The following is a 21,024-nucleotide window of genomic DNA, read 5'->3' as shown; positions in this document are numbered from 1 at the left end:
TTTGGTTTTGTCTCCGCGGCGGCAGGGGAGGAGGGTGCTGAAGGCGATGAAGTGTCTAGAGAATCCGAAGATCCTGATTATTGATCTCGCAAGTGAGGTGGGCTTTGAAAGTCCAAGTTATTTTATCAAAACGTTCAAAGCCCTGAAAAAGATGACACCGACGGCGTACCGTCAATTGATTACAGCCCGAGATGCATCATTTTCCGACACTCCAGAGGAGTTTGCGAAGTAACTTGCTTGAATACTCGCCCGAAGTGGGCGACACTATCGAACCCGGACTGTTCGGCAATGTGAATAACCTTTAGCTTCGTTTCCCTTAACAGCCGCTGCGCTTCTCGTATGCGAATATTGTTCAAGTATTCAACGAAGGAGAATCCAGTTGTTTCCTTGAAGGAACGGCAAAAATAACTGGGACTGATATGGAATTTTTTCGAAATCGTCGCCAGACTAAGGCGCTCTTGAAAATGCTCATTAATATGAGAGACAATCTCAAATATTTTAGGATTGTGAGCCTGTGGATGCTCTTCAGTTGGACCTTGGAGATCAATGAGCCGCGCGCAAAAGACAAGCAACTGTGTGAGCAGTGCTTTACTGTTCAGTTCCCAACCTTTCTGGGCTTGCTGCTGCTCGCGCATTAGGCTAAAGAGCAGGTTCTCAACCAGTGTTCGATTGGCGCCTGACAGCGAAAAGATAATATGTTTTTGCCGAAAAGGAGCCAATGCCGTCTCTTGATAATCAGGATCCTTGGCTGGTACCCAACTATCATTAAAGCTCAATAAGATACGCTCATGCGGAAGCGAGTTGGCGTCGATCGTTTTGTGCAATTTATTTTTATCGATAAATACGAGATCACCCTCTTGCATCAAATAAGAGCGATCCTGAATGAAATAGTAACGCTTACCGCTAAGTAAATAATAAATTTCATAATGGTCATGAAAATGATTCAATGGCATCGAGTAGGATTGCTCTCTGCGCAGTCTTTCAATCTCGTAGAAAATCAACATGGACACCTCTCTGAATCGGAATCTGCTTTCTATTTTACCACATCCCTTTGAATAGCAATATATGCAAGGAAATGAAGTGATTAAGTAATATTTGATTAGAAACACAACAAATATTGTATTAATCTTGCAGTATGACATGTAAGGGTACTTAAATGAGAGGGGCATGATTACGGATGACAAAAACACGTTATGCGATTGTAGGTACTGGAGGAAGAGCTGAATTCTTCTATGGCTCCATGGTAAAGGATTTTCGAGATACATCAGAGCTTGTAGCTATTTGTGATATTAACCAAACACGGATGAATTTCACGAACGGTTTACTAGCTAATAAATATGAATATCATGCTGTTCCTACGTACAAAGCGGACCAATTCGAAGAAATGATTCGTCAAGAAAAACCAGATACGATCATCGTTACAACGGTAGACCGTACACATCACACGTACATTATCAGAGCGATGGAGCTCGGTTGTGATGTCATTTCAGAGAAGCCAATGACGGTTGACGAAGAGAAATGCCAAGAAATTCTGGATGCGATCAAACGGACAGGCAAACAACTTCGTGTTACCTTTAACTACCGTTACGCGCCGCACAATACGAAAATCCGTGAGCTCATTATGGACGGAACAATTGGCGATGTGCACTCTGTGCATTTCGAATGGTTGTTAAATACAGAGCATGGTGCTGACTATTTCCGTAGATGGCACCGTGATAAACGCAATGGCGGCGGCTTGCTCGTGCATAAGTCAACGCACCATTTTGATCTGGTTAACTTCTGGTTAGGAACGCAGCCGGAGACGGTTTTTGCAATGGGCGACTTGATGTTCTACGGGAAAGCCAATGCAGAGAAGCGCGGAGAAACCAAGTTCTATCAACGTGCAACGGGTAATGAATATGCGAAAGAGGATCCATTTGCTTTACATTTGGACAGCAATCCGAATTTAAAAGGGTTGTATTTGGATGCAGAGCATGAGGATGGCTACCAACGTGATCAAAGCGTTTTTGGTGACGGGATCTCCATTGAAGATACGATGGGTGTTATGGTGCGCTATAAAAACAAAGCGATTCTTACGTATTCCTTGAATGCTTATCTGCCATGGGAAGGCTTTAATGTGAACATTAACGGCAGCAAAGGCCGTATTGAAATGAAGGTTGTTGAGAAGTCTTATGTAAATTCCGGTGGTGAAAAAGCGGATGAGGGCGCGTTGAAAGCGAAAACGATTACCGTATTCCCGATGTTCGCAGCACCTTATCAAGTAGAGATTGAAGAAGGTGTCGGCGGTCACGGCGGTGGAGATCCTGTATTGTTGAAAGATATCTTCGATAAGCCATCAGATGACCGTTTCAAACGTGCGGCTTCACATGTGGATGGTGCGATGTCCATTCTAACCGGGATTGCTGGCAATATTTCACTTCGAACAGGGCAACCAGTTGTGGTTGATAAGCTCGTTAAATTTTAAGATTTGACGGAGGAATGAACGATGTGGAATCCAGATGCTAGCATGGAGAATCTCTATCGTTCCTTCGCATTGAAGCGTGAGCAGCAGCGTGCTGAATGGGCGGAACTGACGAAGGACCAAATGAAAAAGTGTTTGGCGAGTTCATTATCAGTACCAATGGAAGGGCAGGACGAGCTTCGTCCTGTTCTTCTTGAACGTGTGGAGCTCGAGGATCACGTTCGAGAGCGGGTGGAATTTGGTACGCTATGGGGTTTTCGAGTACCTTGTTATGTATTGCTTCCCAAGGGAGCGGTGGGTAAATTGCCCGCCGTACTCGCATTGCATGGGCATGGCTTTGGCAGTAGACAGATCGTTGGTTTGCGAGCTGATGGCACTGCGCATACAGGTGCAGCGGATGTTCATGGTAATTATGCCTTGGAAATGGTGAGACGTGGCTTTATAGTCGTCGTTCCGGAAATCATTGGGTTCGGTGACCGGCGATTGGAAACGGATCAACGTGATGGGCAAGTCGGTAATTCGTCTTGTCAGACGCTTGCTTCCCATCTTATACTTTATGGTCTTTCCTTGGCTGGATTGCGTGTGCAAGAAGCTATTCGGGCGCTTGATTATATGATTTCGCGTGAAGACGTAGATGCAAGTCGAATCGGTTGCTTCGGGTTCTCAGGAGGCGGGTTGCTGGCTGCCTATACGGCCGCTTTGGATGAACGGATCCAGGCTACGGTTCTCTGTGCTTTCACGAATACATTCAAAGGTAGCATTATGGCGGTGCGGCATTGTATTGATAATTATCTACCTGGTGCGCTTGATTACGCGGAGCTTCCTGAATTGATTGGCTTACTTGCTCCGCGCCCCTTGTTCATTGCTTCTGGTAGACAGGATCCGATATTTCCAATTGAAACCGTGGAAACGGCCGTCTCGTATTTGGAACAAGTGTACGCGGAAGTTAGTGCTAGTGATCAATTAGGTGTTCATCTCTATGAGGGTGTTCATGAAGTTAATGGGAGTCAGGCGTATCCGTGGTTGGTTGAGGTATTAAAAAGTAAATGAACAGGCTGTCCCTTCAAAGTGGGGACAGCCTGTTGTGTGTTCGTATTATATGCGAACGCTATTCTAATCCAATCCATACAGGCACACGGTTGCGGCCCCAGTCACATACCTCCCATAAATCAGCCACCGGCTGCCGTGTGTAAGGCAGCGTGTGCATATAGCCTGGTGGACCGAATTCTGGTGTAAATGTAAACCGCTCAACTCCTGCAGTCTGCCTCGCTTCGTAAATACGTCTCCACCAGCCTTCGTGCACACGCACTTCTTGGGCAACTTCGGGTGCACGGGGGTCTGCGACCTGTGGACCGTGGAAATAACCAACACGCCCATGTATATGCAGTGCTCGCTCAATCGCGAGTGATAAATCAGCCTCACTAGCCTGCAGGAACGACTCCGTGACGCATACCCAATGGCTGAAATCCGCACATATTTTCAACTCGGGATACAACTTCAGCAGCTTTGCCGTCGTCCACGGGGTGTACATGCAGCGGCTGCGATGTGTCTCATGGGCGACGGCTATACCGACATCCGCTTCGTTCTGTAACGCGCTTTCAAACAAGCGTAACTGCTCATCGAGTTCCATGCGATCCCGTCCTGTATGGCAGTTGACGAATAAGGGGCCATATTCAGATGCTTGCCGCAGCCGATCCCCAAAAGAAGCGGCATGCTCTTCAGCTTGATCCCCACCCGTAGTTGACATTTGGGCGATATAGCTCAAACCGTATTCATCGAGGAGCAATCGGAATGCCCCCGGCGTCATCATTTCCGGAACAGGGGCCTCGACGGCATCATATCCGCCCTCGCCGATTCGGCGTATTTTTTCCTCTATCGTGCCTTCCATACCCCAAAATGCTTTTGCTATGATCGTCTTCAAGCCTATGCCTCCTTATTGAACTACACGCAGACTTAATAGTGGTCGTATTTCAAATCCATTGTGGCAAACCCGCAAAATTCAGGAAAGCTTTTCAGGACACCGTTGATTTCTGACTGGGAGTATCCCATTTTTTGCAAATGCAGCTGCTTGGCTTTCTCGGCAACTGACTGCGCAGTAACGAAGTCGTCGATATGTTCGAACAGCTTCGCTCCCCAACGCTTGCCGAACTGAACATGCATCCGTTCGTCAGCGATGTCATACTCCGATTGTAGCGAAGATAAATTGTCACCGTGATCCTTAAAGGATTCCACGGACTTACGCTTTTTGATAAACGAGCATGGCTCCATCACCATGGTTAAGCTTGAATAAAACTCAGGAAATGTTCGCTCCAGATTGTCTGGCGTCAGTGCGGTTGATGGATGCCAGGAGAAATCTTCGGTGCGGTATCCCAACTGCTTTAACCTGCGAACGCCCATTTGACTGTGACGCGCTTCGTCCCACGTATGGCGAGCTATATCGTGATAGAAGTCCATAGGCATTTTTTGCACGCCATAATACAAGTACGTAAGACTTTCGGTCGCCGACATTTCGCTGGCATTGATAAATATCATATGTTTTACGCTATCATAGGTTGGCGAGTTCGGGTCAAACATGGCGCTTTTGTATTTGGTTAGATCGACATGCGGATATTTGGGGTCGACAGCCGGATTTGCCGGCACAGGTCCTGCTGGGGGATGTTGCAGCCGCTCCGCCCAATCCGTCGCTGGACTTGCTTCCTTTGTGAACAATTCGTCCCACATCCGATCGACATACTGCCGCCAACTGTCAAAGCGCATGCGATTCACTGAATCGTCCACGTAAGCGAAGCGGACATGCGGATCTGCCCAATCGATTAGTCGCTTCCGATCCAACTCGATGACGCGCAACGCGTCCAACGTCGGCTCCTCTAGAATAGGATCAAGCGCGTCAGCAAGCCAAGTATAACGGTTGTAAAGCTTAGTCACAAAGCTCCGGTAAGCTAATGCGAACTCGGCAAATGCAGGAGCCAGCGACACGGCCAAAAATACTTCTGCGACTCGCTCCGGCGTCCAAGAACGATCGTTGAGTGCTGCTCCTGGCAGCTCATCAATCCGTTGTCGAAGCTTTTTCATGTGTTCCGTGTGTAGATAGCCCATGCGGACCAGTTCGCCTTTCCACTCCCAATTAGGGGCAGCTGTTACCCACCCCATCACTAAACGTGATAACTCGAACTCAATCCAATAGCAGTCCTTCAGCATAAGCGCGGTATCAACTGGACGAATAAACGCCCCTGTCCGATTTTCTGTGTTGTCCAGAAAGCCCACGTCATTGACGTCGACCATAATTACTTTGTTCGCATCCATTGTCATCATGCACCTCTGATATTGTGGTTACTTCCACAGTAACAGACAAATCATGAACACGCTTGCACGTCACTATCCGTTAGTTGGATTATCCTCCACAGTTATTGAAAGGGTACAAGTGCTATGCTTCAAGTCCGCATACTTCTTCGATAAAAGCTCGGTGACACTCCCGTCATTTCCTTGAAACATCGGCTAAAATAGGCCATCTCGCCAAATCCAAGTCCTAACGAAATATTCGTGATGGGCTCTTCGCTCTCACTCAATAGAAGCTTTGCACGATTAATCCGCTCCAGCATTTGGTATTGATGCGGCGTCAGCCCTGTATGTTGCTTGAAAAGCTTGTGCAAATAAGACTTGGACAAATGAAATGTCTCTGCTAGTTCATCCATCGATAACAACTCGTTATGACGGTCTGTTATGTAATCCGCGACCTCCGTCATCAATTGACGATACGTAGGTGGAAGTGTCAACCGTTTGGCGAGATCCAGGCTGGCCTGCCGGCCAAGTATCGCAAACAGCTCCAACAGTCTTGCCTTCACGATCAGTTGGAAGTGAGGACGACGTAGTTCAAGCTCCCTTTCGATCGTACGCAGGAGATATTGGACCGCCTCCATTTCTTCCTTGGACTCCATGTGAAGCTGCACCGCGACAATCTGCTCCGTTGGAAACCAGTTGTCCACCAGCCCGGATATAACAGACTCTTGTGCAGACAGTTCCCGGAGATACGACTCATCGACAGATAACACGATTCGCGAGTACTCCACCGTCTGGGTTGAGCGGATATAGTGGTAAGCATCTGGACGAATAATGGTCAGCTTGCCCGGAACAAACTCAAGTTGGTGTCCATCCACCACACATATTCCGACGGACGAAAAAGGGAAGTGAAACTCGTAGCCGTCATGAGCATGGATAAATGCCATCATTGCCGCATCACGCTTGGTTTTGCAATAAACGGGATAATCGCTAAGCGAGCGGTTAAATTCCTGATCTATGACTTGGGGCAATTGCTTGTCCATAGGCACACGCCTCTCCAGTGCCTAAACAAATGCACTTTAGTATGTTTCATTTCTTTTAATGTACAAAAAATAAGAGAGACTGTACACCATGTTATCACCCTTGCTGTTATAAATAAAAAAACTACTGAACAGTGTTCAGTAGTTATTAATGTCATTTTTTTACCTTTTGACGGACGATGCTCTCAATGATTAATTTGTGTCCAACTACGACACCGAGACGAATGACACCTGTTGTTCTTCCAGAAATGATGTGGCGATGTCCATCTGCAATGTTAGTTGAAATTTGAAAACGATGGAAATGGTTTGGTCCTACACCGATGTTGAGGCCTGTACGTCCAGAATAGGAATGACGGTGCCCGTCAGCAGTTGTGGTAATACCTTGGAAAGTATGGCGGTGTCTACCATCTTCTGGAATTACGATATCACTCAAATTGCCGAAGGAATGCCGATGATTTTGTGTGAGAGATGTCAAACCCTCCATGCGATGTCTGAATTGCACAGAACCACCAGATCCTTGTGTGATTTTTGCCATTATTCTATCATCCTTTCAAGAAGAGATGATATTAAAGTATGCAAATCATTGTGGACTTGCCCTAGTCGAATGGCTTACACATGTGGAAATAAGTAAATTCAAACATTATTTGTGTTCTGTACCATTAAGTCGTGGTGAGTCATATTTTCGAATTTCTTCACGCCAAGAGAGGAAGCCGCTTTCCATGGCTCTGATCAGCATTTCTGCTGTACCAAGATTGGTAGCGAGTGGGATTTGTTGAACATCACAAAGGCGAAGGAGTGCAGTAATATCGGGTTCATGTCCTAACGCCGAGATGGGATCGCGGAAAAAGATGAGCAAATCAATATCATCCATGGCAATCATCGCCCCGATTTGCTGATCTCCACCAAAAGGGCCAGAACGCAAACGGATGACATCGAGCTTGGCAGCCTCACTAATTCTTCTGCCTGTTGTACCTGTCGCATAAAGCTGGTGTTTTTGAAAAATATGTTTATAAGCAATGACAAAGTCGACGAGTAAGTTCTTGTAAACATCATGAGCAACAAGTGCAATATTCATTTTATATTCGCTCCTTATGTTATATTATCTAACGTTAAATTAAGTATTGAATATAGATTAACTTAATTTTTTATGGAATTCAATCATTATTTTGAAAAATTCAGTCAATTTTTATTGATGAATTTGTAAATGGTAATAATTATGTCACATTAATTAACATAAGAGTTATTCGGAAGGCCGAATCTTTCCTATTAGTTCTTTCTATGCTAACCTGTTAGGATAATCAACAAGGGGTGAAGTTCCTTGAAACGAGTACTTATTACAGGGTATAAAGCAAATGAGCTGGGCATATTTTCGTTAAAGCATCCTGGCATTGCCATAATAAAAAAAGCAATTCAAAAACGACTCATTGCTTTGTTGGATGATGGGCTTGAGTGGGTTGTCGTCTCTGGTCAATGGGGCGTTGAGCTCTGGGCAGCAGAAGCTGTGCTTGAACTGAGAGAGAGCACGCATCCCGAGGTAAAGTTAGCTGTCATTACACCATTTCTAGAGCAGGAGGAGAAGTGGAGCGATGATAAGAAAGGCTGCTATGCGAATGTCATGCAGCGTGCAAATTACGTGAACAGTGTAACGAAGACCAAATATGAGGGACCTTGGCAATTCAAAGAACGGGACAAGTTTCTATTACGCAACTCAGACGGTATTTTGCTTGTCTATGATGAAGAGACAGAAGGTTCACCGAAGTTTATGAAGCTGCAGGCAGCTCAAATCGCGGCCAACCATACATATCCGATTATGACGATCAATGCTTTTGATTTGCAAAATGTAGCCGAGGATGAACAAGGGGGTTACCCTGGCGATATGCAGGACGACCTGCCAGGTGACTCGGGTAATAGTCCAAGCGGGGGAGATAAGTGGGATTTTGATGATGATATATAGGCTGAGTGACTCCCTCGGCATCTAGCCTTTCGAATAGATGGAATAAATACAGCTGAGTTCATTAATAGCCGCTCCATAACCACTAAGCTTGCCTCCGTAGCTACTCCAAAAACATCGAACCTTGCCTCCTTACATTGTAGATTCTCAACCAACCATCGAACCGTCCCCTCCTTTCACCATAGGTACGCAACCAACCTCAAATACTACCTGAGCCTGCAATTTTCGACGTCTCAGAGTGAACTTGGTGCTGATGCGCAACCGAGAGTGCAATTATCGACGCCTCAGTTGCGTAATTCGTCGTTTAGACTAGCTTGCTTAGCTGAGACTGCAACTTTCGACGTCTCAGAGTGAACTTGGTGCTGATGCGCTACCGAGACTGCAATAATCGACGTTTCAGCTGCGCGTTTCGTCGTTTAGACTAGTTTGCTTAGCTGAAACAGCTATTTTCGACGTCTCAGAGCGAACTTGGTGCTGATGCGCTACTGAGAGTGCAATTATCGACGTCTCAGTTACGTAATTCGTCGTTTAGACTAGCTTGCTTAGCTGAGACAGCTACTTTCGACGTCTCACAGCAGATTGCTAAGTTGATTTTCCCCCAGTGTTACCTCCAGTTTTTCCAGTTATTGCTCTGTTAGAGCATCCTAGTGGAATTCCAAAGAAAACCCACACATTCACAGATTAGCACAGCAACGATTGTCCTTTCCGCTCTACATCTTCCAAATATCCCACTCCTAATCGAGTTGATTCCTTCATTTTATAACACAACAACAGACATATCTGTGTTTCCATCCGTCATAAACAAACATAAAAATAATTATTCAAAAATAAATAAAGATGTGTTACGATGAAACCATCAAAAACAAACACATACACATGGGATGTAAAACTTAGGAGGGTACTTAAATGGTTGCGAATTTATGGGAAGCTTCAAAAGCGAATGCAGTATCGAAAGGCGTAGAGGAAATTGTCTATCGTTCTAATTTATTAGGTACAGATCGTGCTGTTTGTAACTGGGGCGGCGGCAACACTTCTTACAAAACAATCGAGAAAGATTTCCGTGGTCGCGATGTTGAAGTCATGTGGGTTAAAGGCAGCGGTTCAGACCTTGGAACAATGAAAGCAAAGAATTTCACAGGTCTTCGTATGGAAGATATCCGTCCATTGATCGAACGTGACGAAATGTCCGACGAAGAAATGGTAGCTTACCTTGCGAACTGTATGATCGACAGCAAGCACCCGCGTGCTTCCATTGAGACGCTTTTGCATGCATTCTTACCATTCAAAAACGTTGACCATACACATCCAGATGCGATTATCTCGCTATGCTGTGCACACAATGGACGTGAGCTTGCGAAAGAAATTTACGGCGACCGTTTCGTGTGGGTACCTTATGTACGTCCTGGTTTTACACTTTCCAAAATGATCGCTGATGGCGTTCGCAACAATCCAAAGGCTGAGCTTGTCCTGATGGAGAAACATGGTCTAGTTACTTGGGGCGAAACGTCCGAAGAAAGCTACCTCAAAACAATTGCTATCATTAATGAAGCAGCTAGCTTCATCGAAGCTCGCGTGAACGAAGCGAACCTATATGGCGGTTCCAAATACGAATCCCTTAGCGTGGAAGCTCGCAACGAACTATTAGCTCAAGTTCTTCCAGTCGTTCGCGGTGCAGTAAGCAACGAGAAGAAAATGATCCTTACCATTGACAGTGCAGACGATGTGCTTCAATTTGTAAATAGTCGTGATGCAGCGACGCTATCCCAAGTAGGTGCAGCTTGCCCGGATCACCTTGTTCATACAAAAATGAAGCCTTTATATATCGACTGGAATCCAACAACAGGCGACGCAGCAAGCCTTACAGAAGCTTTGAAAGCCGGTATCGAAGCTTACAAAGAAGAGTACAAAGCCTATTTTGACCGTAACAAAAATGAAGGCGACGTTATCAATGAAGCAGCTCCGCGTGTTATCCTTATTCCAGGGATCGGGATGATCAACACAGGCAAAAGCTGGGCAATGGCTCAAATCAGCGGCGCGCTATACCACCGTGCAATCTCCGTTATGAGAGGCGCTACGGCTCTTGGAACGTTCGTATCCCTAAGTGAAAATGAATCATTCAATGTCGAGTACTGGCCTCTTGAACTTTATAAATTAACATTAGCTCCAGCAGAAGCTGAATTCTCCCGTCAAGTGGCTTTCATCACAGGCGGTGCCGGCGGAATCGGAAGTGTAACAGCTCGTCAATTCCTCAAAGATGGCGCGCATGTTGTCTTAGCTGACCTGAACCTGGAAGGTGCACAGAAGCTGGCGGCAGAACTTAACGAACAATATGGCGAAAACAGAGCGATTGCTGTACGCATGGACGTTACAAAAGAAGAAGAAGTAGAAGCAGCATTCCGTGAGTCTATCCTTAGCTACGGCGGTATTGACATCATCGTGAATAACGCAGGTCTTGCGACTTCCAGTCCTTTTGACGAAACATCCCTTAAAGAGTGGAACTTGAACATGAACGTGCTAAGCACAGGGTATTTCCTTGTAGCGAGAGAAGCGTTTAAAATTATGAAAAAGCAAACGATCGGTGGCAGCATGGTATTCGTAGGCTCCAAGAACTCCGTATTTGCTGGTAAAAATGCTTCTGCATATTCAACAGCTAAAGCAGCTGAGATTCACTTGGCGCGTTGTATCGCGGCAGAAGGCGGCGAATTCGGAATTCGTGTGAACTCTGTATTGCCAGATGCGATCCTTCAAGGATCTGCGATTTGGAACTCCAACTGGCGCAATGAGCGTGCAGCTGCTTACGGAATTGAACCGGATCAATTAGAAGAACACTACCGCAAAAGAACGACGCTGCTTGTTAACATTTTCCCTAAAGATGTAGCAGAAGCTATCGTGTACTTCGCATCATCCAAAGCAGCTAAAACAACAGGTTGCATGATCACTGTTGATGGTGGCGTACCTGCTGCCTTCACACGCTAATTCAACTAATAGGAGGCAACAAACCGATGAGCGACAAAGCCTACGCATTATTCGAAGAGCAACAAGCCCTGAGAGGTATTGATATAGCAGCAGTCAAAGCGAAGCTGAAAGCCCTAAAAGTTGAGACGCCATCATGGGGCTACGGGGATTCAGGAACACGCTTCAAAGTTTACCAACAAACAGGTGTACCGCGTAATCCTTTCGAGAAATTCGAAGATGCAGCGCAAGTGCACAAACTGACGGGTGTTTGCCCGTCGGTTGCTATCCACATCCCATGGGATAAAGTGGATGACTACGCGAAGCTGAAGCAACACGCTTCTGATCTTGGCGTTTCCATCGGTGCGGTGAACCCGAACCTTTTCCAAGAAGATGACTACATCTTCGGAAGTGTAACAAACTCGAACGCAGCGATTCGCCGCAAAGCGACGGACCACTTGCTAGAGTGCGTTGATATCGCCAAAACAGTAGGTTCGGACGTGTTGAGCTTATGGTTCGCAGACGGCTCCAACTACCCAGGACAAGTGGATATCCGCGCTCGTAAAGCCTGGATGTATGAGTCACTGAAAGAAATGTATAACGCGATGTCTCCTAGCATGCGTATGTTAATTGAATACAAGTTCTATGAGCCTGCATTCTATCACACGGATCTAGCTGATTGGGGTATGGCGTTCAATTTGGCTAACAAATTGGGTCCACAAGCTGAAGTCCTTGTAGATACAGGACATCACCCGCAAGGAACGAACATCGAGCACATCGTAACTTACTTGTTGGATGAAAATAAACTAGGCGGTTTCCACTTCAACTCCCGTAAATATGGGGATGATGACTTAATCGTTGGTTCCGTGAATCCGTATGAATTATTCTTGATTTTCTACCAAATCATTGATGCGGCTAACGACAAGAACCCACAAATTCGTCAAGCTGCTAATAACATTGCGTACATGATCGACCAAAGTCATAACATTGAGCGTAAAATCCCTGCGATGCTGCGATCTGTACTTAACGTACAAACGCAATATGCGAAAGCACTTCTGATCAACCTTGAAGAAGTTCGTGCTGCGCAAGCAAACCAAGATGTTCTTGGTGCTGAGGATGCGGTTCGTAAAGCATTTGAATTCGATGTAACGCCACTTTTACAAGCGGTACGTGAAGAAAACGGAGTGCCAGTTGACCCGATGAAAGCTTACTTGGCAAGCGGCTACGACGAGAAAATCAATGCGCGTGGCAAAGGCGGTGCAAGCTGGTGAGTACGTCTTCGACAGTTCTAGCCTTTGATTTGGGAGCAAGCAGCGGCAGAGCGATCGTCGGACGCCTTGATTCTGAAGCGGGCCGGATCACGATCGAGGAAATTCACCGCTTCTCCAATGATCCAGTGCAGGTGGGCAACCACCTTCACTGGGACATTTTGCGGTTGCTGCATGAGCTAAAACAAGGCATTTTACAAACGAAGCATCAAGGCTATACCAAAATCGAAAGCTTAGCGATTGATTCGTGGGCGGTTGATTTTGGACTACTTGCTGCTAACGGTGAGCTATTGGGGAATCCCTACCATTATCGGGATCACCAAACGGACGGCATCATGGAGAAGGTGATAAGCGAAGTAGGTCGCGAAAAACTGTATGCGCTAACAGGGCTGCAGTTTTTGCAATTCAACTCGATCTTTCAGCTTTATGCACTCCAAAAAAACAATCCGGATTTGCTAAGCCGAGCGGAAACGTTTCTGATGATTCCAGACCTGTTGCGTTACTTCCTGACAGGTGAGAAACATAGCGAATTCACCAATGCAACGACGACTCAGATCTTGAATGCGACCAGCTTGACGTGGGAAACATCCCTCATTAGTCAGCTGGGCCTTCCAGAACAGATTTTCTTGCCTCCAGTCGCTTCAGGTTCTCGCGTAGGTTCACTGAGCCCAGCTGTTTGCGAGGAATTAGATGTACCTTCCATTCCTGTCATCGCCGTTGGCGAGCATGATACAGCGTCAGCCGTTGTTGCCGTTCCAGCGCTTGATGATGACTTCGCTTTCTTAAGCTGCGGAACATGGTCATTGCTGGGGACTGAAACAGCGAAGCCTGTGCTCACGGAACAAGCCTTAGCGTGGAATTTTACGAATGAAGGCGGCGTGTACGGAACAAATCGCTTATTGAAGAACATCATGGGGCTATGGCTCATTCAAGAATGTAAGCGGACGTGGGAAAAAGAAGGTAAAACAGCCAGCTTCGCTGAGCTTGTGAAGCAAGCGGAAGCCGTAAAACCTTTCCAATTCTTCATCGATCCAGATGATGATATGTTCCTTAACCCTGCTCATATGCCAAAGCAAATTCAGCTCTATTGTCGTGAAACCCAACAGACTGTGCCACAGACCGATGGTGAAATCGTGCGCTGTATCCTGGAAAGCTTAGCGTTGAAGTATCGCTTTATCTTAGAGCGAGCAGAGCAGCTTTCAGGCAAGACATATCGCGGCCTTCATATCGTTGGCGGCGGCATTCAGAATGAGCTGCTTTGTCAGTTCACAGCGAGTGCGACACAACGTGAAGTGTGGGCGGGACCGGTAGAGGGTAGTGCCTTAGGAAACCTTGTAGTACAATGGATAGCACTAGGGTATATCGCGAATTTGCGCGAAGCCAGGAAGCTGATTCGGAATTCGTTCCCAGTCAAGACGTATCATCCAGAGGATGGCGCGAGTTGGCAGGCGGCGTATACAGCGTTTTGTGATGTGGCCTCCCGATCGACGGTGAAATGAGGGGTAACGATGCTGGTAGCAGAAAGATGGCAGAGAATCGTTCAATTGGTTAATGAAAGAGGAAGCATTCGTGTAACTGAGCTGAGTGAACTGTGCCAAGTAACAGAAGAAACCATTCGGCGTGACTTGGATCGCTTAGAAGCTGAAGGCAAGCTCATGCGCAGCCACGGCGGTGCGGTGAGTGTGAAGGAAGCGCAAACCGAAGTTCCTTTTATGGAGCGGGAGACGGCTCACGCGGATTTCAAGAATAGCATTGCGAAGGAAGCTATCTCACATATTCAAGAAGGAGACCGCATCATTCTGGATGCGAGTACGACGGCTTGGTATATGGCGAAAATGATTCCCGACATGGCGATTACCATCATCACCAATTCGATGAAGGTTGCACTTGAAGTAAGCGGCAAAGAGAAAATTCAAGTCATCTCCACCGGCGGCTTGCTTTCTCCGAAGTCTTTGTCCTACGTGGGTCCATTATCGGAGCGATCCTTGGATATGTACCATGCGCACAAGTTGTTCCTTTCATGCAAAGGGGTTCACGTACAGCGCGGCATCAGCGAGTCGAATGAGCTACAAGCGTTGATTAAGCGCAAAATGATCAGCATCGCAGACGAAACCTATCTGCTAGCTGACCATAGTAAATTCGGCACGCAGGCTTTAACTCAAGTGGCGGGCTGGTCGGAGATTCAACATGTCCTTACAGATCGACTCACGAGCAAGGAAGCACTAGATCGTATTCGAGACAAAGGCGTGCAAGTCCGCCAATTGGATTAGCAACGTATGCACCAACAGCCGTCCCATGTATCGTGGGGCGGTTGTTGGTATGTTTGGCACATGAAGCCGGTACGCATTTAGTTGCATTCCTGCTTTTTCCTGACTAGTATATCCTTAATGACTAGTTGTAATGGGAAGGAGTTAAGCGGATGAGAATAGGCGTTATAGCAGATACACATTTATCTTACCGTGCCACGAAGCTGCCCAATGCTCTGATTGCAGGTTTACAAGGGGTCGATCTAATCATTCATGCAGGAGATTGGGTGAGTGAGCATGTCATCGATCTTGTCGAGCAGATTGCGCCTTGTGAATCCGTAGCAGGTAATAATGACGGCGATGACATTGTGGAGAGGTTTGGGAAGAAGAAACTATTAACCTTCGGTAATTTCCGTATTGGACTTATTCATGGGGATGGTTTCCGGAAAACGACAGAAGAAAGAGCACGTGAGGCGTTCGAGGCTGAGCGGCCAGAGATGATCATTTTCGGACACTCGCATATCCCATTTCTACAAAATGTTCAAGGGACAATCATGTTCAACCCAGGTTCGCCTACGGATAAAAGAAGGCAGCCCCGCTATTCGTATGGCATTCTCCAATTAGGAGAGCAGTGGAAGGCGGAGCATTTCTTCTTCGACTCCAAAGAGTAGTCTACTGTGACGCTAGAGTTATCCAGCAGCAAAACATAAGCCCGAAAGGCTCATCTGAGCTTATCGGGCTTTCACTGTTTCTATCGCACATACCACTCGCCGGACACCCAATCCGTCGATTTCCACTTCAGCACATCAGGATTCGCCAGGTGCATAATTTCCTTCAGGAAATCGAGCTGCTCGAGATCGGTCATCGGCTTGAAGTTTTTCGCTATCGCCAGATTCTGCTCCAGTTGTTCCATAGACTCCATTCCTACGATGGCTGTAGAAATCGGCAAAGACAATGTGTAGCGCAAAGCTTTCTCATACCAAGGTGCCAATTGTCCCAGCGCCATGACTTTCATGCCGATGATCGCGATTCCTTTCTCATTGGCCTTTGGCAGAAATTCATGTGCGAAGCTATAGACAAGGTGATCAGCAGCAGAGAGCGCGACAAGTGCGCTGTCGAACGGATAGCGGTCAATCGCTTCCAACTGAACTTGTGGATTCGTATGACCACTGATCGAGATATGCTTGATCATGCCTTGTTCCTTCGCTTGGATCAAGGCTTCAAGTGCGCCTCCCTTGGCAAAGCATTGCTCCAGCTCTTCCATTTTCATAATGTTATGTAGACGCCACTCCTCGACGTGATCCGTCTGCAGACGTTTCAAGCTGTCTTCGAGAAGTCGCAAAGAACCGTCCCGCGTTCGGTCGTTGGTCTTGGTTGCAATCCATACCTCGTCCCTACGCTTATGCAGGGCTAGTGCTTTACCTAACCGTTCTTCCGATTGCCCTTTCGAATAGCTAGGCGCTGTGTCATAGTAAGTGATTCCTTCATCGAGTGCACGATTCACAATTTGAATCGCTTGTTCCTCCGTACAGTTATGTTCATCTACAATGCGTTGGGCGCCAAAGCTTAATAAGGGGACATGGGCTCCGGTCCGGCCAAAAGGTCTTTTCTCCAATCCAATCATTCCTCCTACAGTGGGATGCTGAAGTTGTACGGATCTATCGTTCCCAAAATGAATACCAAGACATACCAATTTTACTACACTTGTGTAGAATTAAGTAAGAGAGCGAAACAAGCAGGAATTCAAGGGATCCTCATCTAACTTAACATAAGACAGAATGTTCGTCAGGATTCGACCTAAATAGATCGAATTTATGAACAGTTGGGTCTTTGGACCTATCATTTTATGAAAAAGGATTGTGGTAATGCGCAATTAAACTTATTATGAAATTATACCGTCATTTATTGTCGAAATTTTGGTGATTCAGATTGAAATACATAGATGGAATGACATAAACTCAAATACTTAAAGAGGTGCATGAAGATGGAGAAATCATCAATTATTGGTATTGTGTTGGCTGCAATATCTATTGGCTTGGGTATGGTACTAAAAGGAGCAAGTCTTGCTGCTTTATTAAATCCTGCGGCTGCTTTAATCATTTTCGGAGGAACAGCTTCTGCGCTGTTCATAGCTTTCTCGTTGGATGAGATCAAGAAAATCCCTGCCTTATTAAAAATCATTTTTACTGAGCAGAAATTAATGCCCAAAAAAGAATTGATCGAGACGTTCATTAACTGGGTGAGCATTACGCGTCGGGAAGGATTACTTTCGTTGGAGAAGCAAGCTGAGGAGCTCTCTGATCCTTTTATGAAAAGTGGTATGCGACTGATTATCGATGGGAATGACCCTGACTTTGTGCGTGATGTACTTCTTGAAGATATTGCTGAAATGGAAATGAGACATAAGAAATTTGCGAGCATTTTTACGCAAGCAGGTACTTATGCGCCTACATTAGGGGTACTTGGTGCCGTTGTTGGACTTATTGCTGCTCTTGGTAACTTGAGTGAAATTGAGAAATTAGGACACTTGATCTCGGCGGCGTTCGTTGCTACTATGTTTGGTATTTTCTTAGGTTATGTTGTGTTCCACCCCTTTGCAAACAAGCTGAAGCAGAAGTCCAAGAAAGAAGTAGAAATCAAGCTTATGGTAGTTGAGGGCTTACTTTCTATTCAATCTGGCGTTTCCGCGAATTCAGTGAAGCAAAAAATGATGATTTTCGTTCCGAATAAAGAGCGTGAGAGTTTTGAAGAAGGCATGAGGGAGGGGTCATCCGGACAGTGAGTAAAAAAAAGATGCACGAGGATCATGAAGAACATATCGATGAAACCTGGCTCATTCCCTATGCGGACTTATTAACTTTATTACTTGCCCTTTTTATTATACTATTTGCTTCAACGCAGGTTGATCAGAAGAAATATGACGCGATCATGCGTTCATTAAACAGTGCTTTCAACGGGGGGGAAGCGCCCTTCGCGATGTCGAACTTAATCCCTATTGATAATGCTGCAAATGCACCGAAAAATAATAATAAGAGCCAGAATCCACCTGCAAATGAAGAGAGTAAAACCGAAAGCCAACTAGCTGCTAAGCTGCAGAAAGAAGAGAAGGATCTCAAAGAATTAAAGGAAAGCATGGATGCTTTTATTAAAGAAAACAAGATGAATGAGCAGCTAACGACGAAGCTGGATAATGAGAAACTTACGATTACGATTAGTGATAAGGCGTTGTTCGATTCCGGTTCTGCGACGATTAAGCAAGATTCTCAAAAGCTGGCGACGTCCATGTCGAATCTGTTGGGACAATACCCTGGCTATCAGGTAGAGGTGGCTGGACACACGGATAATATTCCTATTCACCGCGCAGATTTTGAAACGAATTGGGATTTAAGTGCCAAACGTGCTGTGAACTTTATGAAAATATTACTCGTTAACACGCAGATTCAGCCAGCGTCTTATTCCTCAGTAGGTTATGGGGAGTACCGTCCGATTGCTGATAACGCGACAACGGATGGGCGGGCCAAGAACCGCCGAGTGGAAGTAAGCATTCTGCGTAACATCAAAGCAACTGATGAGATAGCGAAATAAAGCGATCGTGCGTACATAGTGAGTACATAAAAAAGCCGAAATCCCATGAGGGACTTCGGCTTTTTGTTATCATTTTATTTGATGCCGACCAACTTTTTCTTGGTTTGAAGCGGCTCCTGGTCTTTGATATCCCTTTGTTTGAGTGGATCAGCAAGGGGTTCAAATACAGGCTCTATATGCAGTTCCTCTTCGATCGCAACAATCTGTTCCACGATTTGTTCCACGATACGTCCATCATCGCTAGGGATAACAATGGACTCATCCATATTAGCGACTTCCACGATCTGAAATTTACTAATTTCTGCAAAAAGCTGCTGAGCCAGCTCCAGTATATCATCCGATTCTTCGGCGATACGGCGGATCGAAGCGTCCTGTTGGATGCTGGTGGAGTTTACCTCTTCTACGCCTGCTGCTGTCTCCTGCGCAATAGCGGCAACGAACTGGACGGAGTCGACCAGATGATCGTTTTTGGATTGGGCTTGTTCGATTTTTTGATGTATCTGCACGATCTGTTCACGGATGACTAGCGTCGATTGCTCAATTCTGCTGAAGGAGCCGAAGGTTTCCTCCACATGGCTGCTTTGCGTTAACGCAGATTCCCGCGCATCGACAAGCGAAAGCTGCAGCTCTTGGATCTGCCCCTGCAGCGTCCCAATAATGCCACTGATCGTCTTCGACGATCCGTTCGTTTGCAGGGATAGCTCGCGCACTTCGTCCGCGATCACGGAGAAGCCGCGGCCGTGTGCGCCGGCTCTGGCCGCTTCGATCGCGGCATTCAACGCAAGGACATTCGTCTGCGTTGAAATATCCATAATCGAGCGCACGATGGCGCCGATCTGTTTCGAGCTGGCGCTTAGCGTCTGCATCGCCGCATCCACCTTCTGCAGCAGGAGCTGCGACTGTGCAGTCGATGCTTTCAGCGCCTGCACGGACGCGGTGCCCTGCTGCGCATCTACGGCAGCCTCGTCGCTGCTGCGTTTCATTTCATGGGTATACGCGCTGATATCGCGTATTTCATCTTCCAGCTCGGCAATGAGCAGCGAGCTACTCTCTGTTTTCATCGCTTGCTCATCCGCACCAGTAGAAATCTCATGAATCGCTTTGAGAATATCCGTATTTGCTGAAGCTGTCATCTGGGAGAACCGATGAAATTCATGCGAATGGGCAGATAACGAAGAAGCGATGCCTTTTGTTGCTCCTAACATGAGCCTAACCTGTTTAATCATCTGGTCAAAGCTGTTACTTAATTGTCCTAGCTCATCTTTGGCAGAGGAATTAATCGTGTGAGTTAAATCACCGGATGCAATGCGAGCGACTGCTTTTTGCAAGACAGAGATTGGACGTGTGAACGATGTGATAATGAGAAACGCAATCAGCATAGTTAGGAAGAAGACAACTCCCGAAGCAGCTAACATAATCGTGCGGCTATCATTAAGTGCCTTGGACGAGCTGGCAATCGCCTGTGCTGCGCCGTCCGCATAAGTGATATAAAACTTATCAACTAACCCGAAGATATTATCTTTCAGCTCTTGCGATTCATTGTATAGATACAACAGGTTAATATCGAGATCGGTTGGTTTCATAGAAGTATCCTGAACCATTTTGGCTGCTGTATCGAAATTGTTTATGTAATCTACGGAGGCTTGGATTAACTGACTTCGCCACTTTTGCTGATCAGAGGTGCTGGCGGTGTTGCCGATTCTTTGAATAGCATCATTGTAAGGTTTTCGTTTACTATTGTACTTCTCAATAAATTCCGGTTTCTTCGATATTTCAAGTCCAGAAGCAATGATGTTCATCTCTTGAACCAAATTCTTAAGCTCCAATGCCATGACTTTAAGATCAACTTTATCATTCTGCTCGATCATATGCTGCTTAATTTGCGTCACCTGATGAAGATTGAATAGGGCAATGGCTAAAAAAATGAGCAATACACCGCTGAAGCTTGTGATTAATTTTGCCCGCATTGAGAAGTTGGATAACATCAATCGAACCATATGTATACCTCCTATAAATAGACAAGCTTAGACATTATACGTCTAACTACTTATTAATATAGGGGGCTTCTATTAACTAAAGCGTCGAACTATGTAAACGATTTGTAAATTAAAAGTTTTACATTACGTTTACGTTTCGCGGGTTTGTATTTTACATTCGCTTGTTACCATATGGAAGTAAGGTCGTTCAACACACAAGAAGATGGGGATCGAGCTTAACCAAATCCAGCACATACATTCAAAGGAGG

19 protein-coding genes are annotated in these 21,024 nt (G+C 46.0%); 11 read left to right on the top strand and 8 right to left on the bottom strand.

Features of this window, described 5'->3' with window-relative positions; genetic code table 11:
- Nucleotide 1 precedes the first annotated feature (1 nt).
- Nucleotides 2-232, top strand: coding sequence for a helix-turn-helix domain-containing protein (locus AC58QM_RS09550; protein ID WP_497283347.1), 231 nt, complete (start codon nt 2-4; stop codon nt 230-232).
- On the opposite strand, the gene AC58QM_RS09545 is transcribed toward AC58QM_RS09550, so the two are convergent.
- Nucleotides 180-1,004, bottom strand: coding sequence for a helix-turn-helix domain-containing protein (locus AC58QM_RS09545; protein ID WP_497283345.1), 825 nt, complete (start codon nt 1,002-1,004; stop codon nt 180-182). The genes AC58QM_RS09550 and AC58QM_RS09545 overlap by 53 nt on opposite strands.
- A gap of 173 nt (nt 1,005-1,177) precedes the next feature.
- Between AC58QM_RS09545 and AC58QM_RS09540 the strand changes: the two genes are divergently transcribed.
- Together AC58QM_RS09540 and AC58QM_RS09535 are read left to right on the top strand one after the other, a co-directional pair.
- Entirely contained in the window at nt 1,178-2,464 is a 1,287-nt protein-coding gene (locus tag AC58QM_RS09540; protein ID WP_497283343.1) for a Gfo/Idh/MocA family oxidoreductase, read from the top strand.
- A gap of 21 nt (nt 2,465-2,485) precedes the next feature.
- Complete coding sequence (locus tag AC58QM_RS09535) at nt 2,486-3,511, top strand: dienelactone hydrolase family protein (RefSeq protein WP_497283341.1); 1,026 nt, start codon at nt 2,486-2,488, stop codon at nt 3,509-3,511.
- Between the two features lie 58 nt (nt 3,512-3,569).
- On the opposite strand, the gene AC58QM_RS09530 is transcribed toward AC58QM_RS09535, so the two are convergent.
- From AC58QM_RS09530 to AC58QM_RS09510, 5 genes are all read right to left on the bottom strand, one after another.
- Nucleotides 3,570-4,382, bottom strand: a complete 813-nt coding sequence (locus AC58QM_RS09530; protein ID WP_497283340.1) for a sugar phosphate isomerase/epimerase family protein — start codon at nt 4,380-4,382, stop codon at nt 3,570-3,572.
- Between the two features lie 32 nt (nt 4,383-4,414).
- Nucleotides 4,415-5,764, bottom strand: coding sequence for a DUF455 family protein (locus AC58QM_RS09525; protein ID WP_497283338.1), 1,350 nt, complete (start codon nt 5,762-5,764; stop codon nt 4,415-4,417).
- A 128-nt stretch (nt 5,765-5,892) separates the two neighbouring features.
- Nucleotides 5,893-6,780, bottom strand: coding sequence for an AraC family transcriptional regulator (locus AC58QM_RS09520; RefSeq protein WP_497283336.1), 888 nt, complete (start codon nt 6,778-6,780; stop codon nt 5,893-5,895).
- Between the two features lie 151 nt (nt 6,781-6,931).
- Nucleotides 6,932-7,312 carry a YmaF family protein gene (locus AC58QM_RS09515; RefSeq protein ID WP_497283334.1) on the bottom strand — a complete coding sequence of 127 codons (381 nt, stop codon included), beginning with the start codon at nt 7,310-7,312 and terminating at the stop codon, nt 6,932-6,934.
- 105 nt (nt 7,313-7,417) lie between these two features.
- Nucleotides 7,418-7,852 (bottom strand): methylglyoxal synthase, encoded by a 435-nt coding sequence (locus AC58QM_RS09510; protein ID WP_497283332.1) that lies wholly within the window; start codon nt 7,850-7,852, stop codon nt 7,418-7,420.
- Between the two features lie 243 nt (nt 7,853-8,095).
- On the opposite strand from AC58QM_RS09510, the gene AC58QM_RS09505 reads away from it, so the two are divergent.
- The 6 genes from AC58QM_RS09505 (at nt 8,096) to AC58QM_RS09480 (ending at nt 15,865) form a co-directional block, all read left to right on the top strand.
- On the top strand, nt 8,096-8,731 hold the full coding sequence (locus AC58QM_RS09505) for an SLOG family protein (protein ID WP_497283330.1): 636 nt from the start codon (nt 8,096-8,098) through the stop codon (nt 8,729-8,731).
- Nucleotides 8,732-9,634: 903 nt separating this feature from the next.
- Complete coding sequence (locus tag AC58QM_RS09500; RefSeq protein WP_497283329.1) at nt 9,635-11,704, top strand: bifunctional aldolase/short-chain dehydrogenase; 2,070 nt, start codon at nt 9,635-9,637, stop codon at nt 11,702-11,704.
- A gap of 26 nt (nt 11,705-11,730) precedes the next feature.
- Nucleotides 11,731-12,951, top strand: coding sequence for an L-rhamnose isomerase (gene rhaI / locus AC58QM_RS09495; protein ID WP_497283328.1), 1,221 nt, complete (start codon nt 11,731-11,733; stop codon nt 12,949-12,951).
- Nucleotides 12,945-14,447 (top strand): rhamnulokinase, encoded by a 1,503-nt coding sequence (gene rhaB / locus AC58QM_RS09490; protein ID WP_497283630.1) that lies wholly within the window; start codon nt 12,945-12,947, stop codon nt 14,445-14,447. The genes rhaI and rhaB overlap by 7 nt, the downstream gene beginning before the upstream one ends.
- 9 nt (nt 14,448-14,456) lie before the next feature.
- Entirely contained in the window at nt 14,457-15,218 is a 762-nt protein-coding gene (locus tag AC58QM_RS09485; protein ID WP_310500768.1) for a DeoR/GlpR family DNA-binding transcription regulator, read from the top strand.
- 149 nt (nt 15,219-15,367) lie between these two features.
- Nucleotides 15,368-15,865, top strand: coding sequence for a metallophosphoesterase family protein (locus tag AC58QM_RS09480; RefSeq protein ID WP_497283326.1), 498 nt, complete (start codon nt 15,368-15,370; stop codon nt 15,863-15,865).
- Nucleotides 15,866-15,945: 80 nt separating this feature from the next.
- Here the strand turns inward: AC58QM_RS09480 and AC58QM_RS09475 are convergent, their stop codons facing one another.
- Nucleotides 15,946-16,809 carry an aldo/keto reductase gene (locus AC58QM_RS09475; RefSeq protein ID WP_497283324.1) on the bottom strand — a complete coding sequence of 288 codons (864 nt, stop codon included), beginning with the start codon at nt 16,807-16,809 and terminating at the stop codon, nt 15,946-15,948.
- Between the two features lie 369 nt (nt 16,810-17,178).
- On the opposite strand from AC58QM_RS09475, the gene motA reads away from it, so the two are divergent.
- Nucleotides 17,179-17,976 carry a flagellar motor stator protein MotA gene (gene motA / locus AC58QM_RS09470; RefSeq protein ID WP_497283323.1) on the top strand — a complete coding sequence of 266 codons (798 nt, stop codon included), beginning with the start codon at nt 17,179-17,181 and terminating at the stop codon, nt 17,974-17,976.
- Nucleotides 17,973-18,779 carry a flagellar motor protein MotB gene (gene motB / locus AC58QM_RS09465; RefSeq protein WP_497283322.1) on the top strand — a complete coding sequence of 269 codons (807 nt, stop codon included), beginning with the start codon at nt 17,973-17,975 and terminating at the stop codon, nt 18,777-18,779. Before motA ends, motB begins: the two co-directional genes overlap by 4 nt.
- 74 nt (nt 18,780-18,853) lie before the next feature.
- Here the strand turns inward: motB and AC58QM_RS09460 are convergent, their stop codons facing one another.
- Nucleotides 18,854-20,776, bottom strand: a complete 1,923-nt coding sequence (locus AC58QM_RS09460) for a methyl-accepting chemotaxis protein (protein ID WP_497283320.1) — start codon at nt 20,774-20,776, stop codon at nt 18,854-18,856.
- Nucleotides 20,777-21,024 lie beyond the last annotated feature (248 nt).

This window comes from Paenibacillus sp. J22P165, assembly GCF_059692015.1.
This window is presented reverse-complemented; position numbering and strand designations above follow the sequence as displayed.

Bases quoted from the DNA above. Each gene is read 5' to 3' on its own strand.
- AC58QM_RS09545 (WP_497283345.1), bottom strand. From the start codon at position 1,004: ATGTTGATTTTCTACGAGATTGAAAGACTGCGCAGAGAGCAATCCTAC.
- AC58QM_RS09540 (WP_497283343.1), top strand. From the start codon at position 1,178: ATGACAAAAACACGTTATGCGATTGTAGGTACTGGAGGAAGAGCTGAA.
- AC58QM_RS09535 (WP_497283341.1), top strand. From the start codon at position 2,486: ATGTGGAATCCAGATGCTAGCATGGAGAATCTCTATCGTTCCTTCGCA.
- AC58QM_RS09525 (WP_497283338.1), bottom strand. From the start codon at position 5,764: ATGGATGCGAACAAAGTAATTATGGTCGACGTCAATGACGTGGGCTTT.
- AC58QM_RS09520 (WP_497283336.1), bottom strand. From the start codon at position 6,780: ATGGACAAGCAATTGCCCCAAGTCATAGATCAGGAATTTAACCGCTCG.
- AC58QM_RS09515 (WP_497283334.1), bottom strand. From the start codon at position 7,312: ATGGCAAAAATCACACAAGGATCTGGTGGTTCTGTGCAATTCAGACAT.
- AC58QM_RS09510 (WP_497283332.1), bottom strand. From the start codon at position 7,852: ATGAATATTGCACTTGTTGCTCATGATGTTTACAAGAACTTACTCGTC.
- AC58QM_RS09500 (WP_497283329.1), top strand. From the start codon at position 9,635: ATGGTTGCGAATTTATGGGAAGCTTCAAAAGCGAATGCAGTATCGAAA.
- rhaI (WP_497283328.1), top strand. From the start codon at position 11,731: ATGAGCGACAAAGCCTACGCATTATTCGAAGAGCAACAAGCCCTGAGA.
- AC58QM_RS09485 (WP_310500768.1), top strand. From the start codon at position 14,457: ATGCTGGTAGCAGAAAGATGGCAGAGAATCGTTCAATTGGTTAATGAA.
- AC58QM_RS09480 (WP_497283326.1), top strand. From the start codon at position 15,368: ATGAGAATAGGCGTTATAGCAGATACACATTTATCTTACCGTGCCACG.
- motA (WP_497283323.1), top strand. From the start codon at position 17,179: ATGGAGAAATCATCAATTATTGGTATTGTGTTGGCTGCAATATCTATT.
- AC58QM_RS09460 (WP_497283320.1), bottom strand. From the start codon at position 20,776: ATGGTTCGATTGATGTTATCCAACTTCTCAATGCGGGCAAAATTAATC.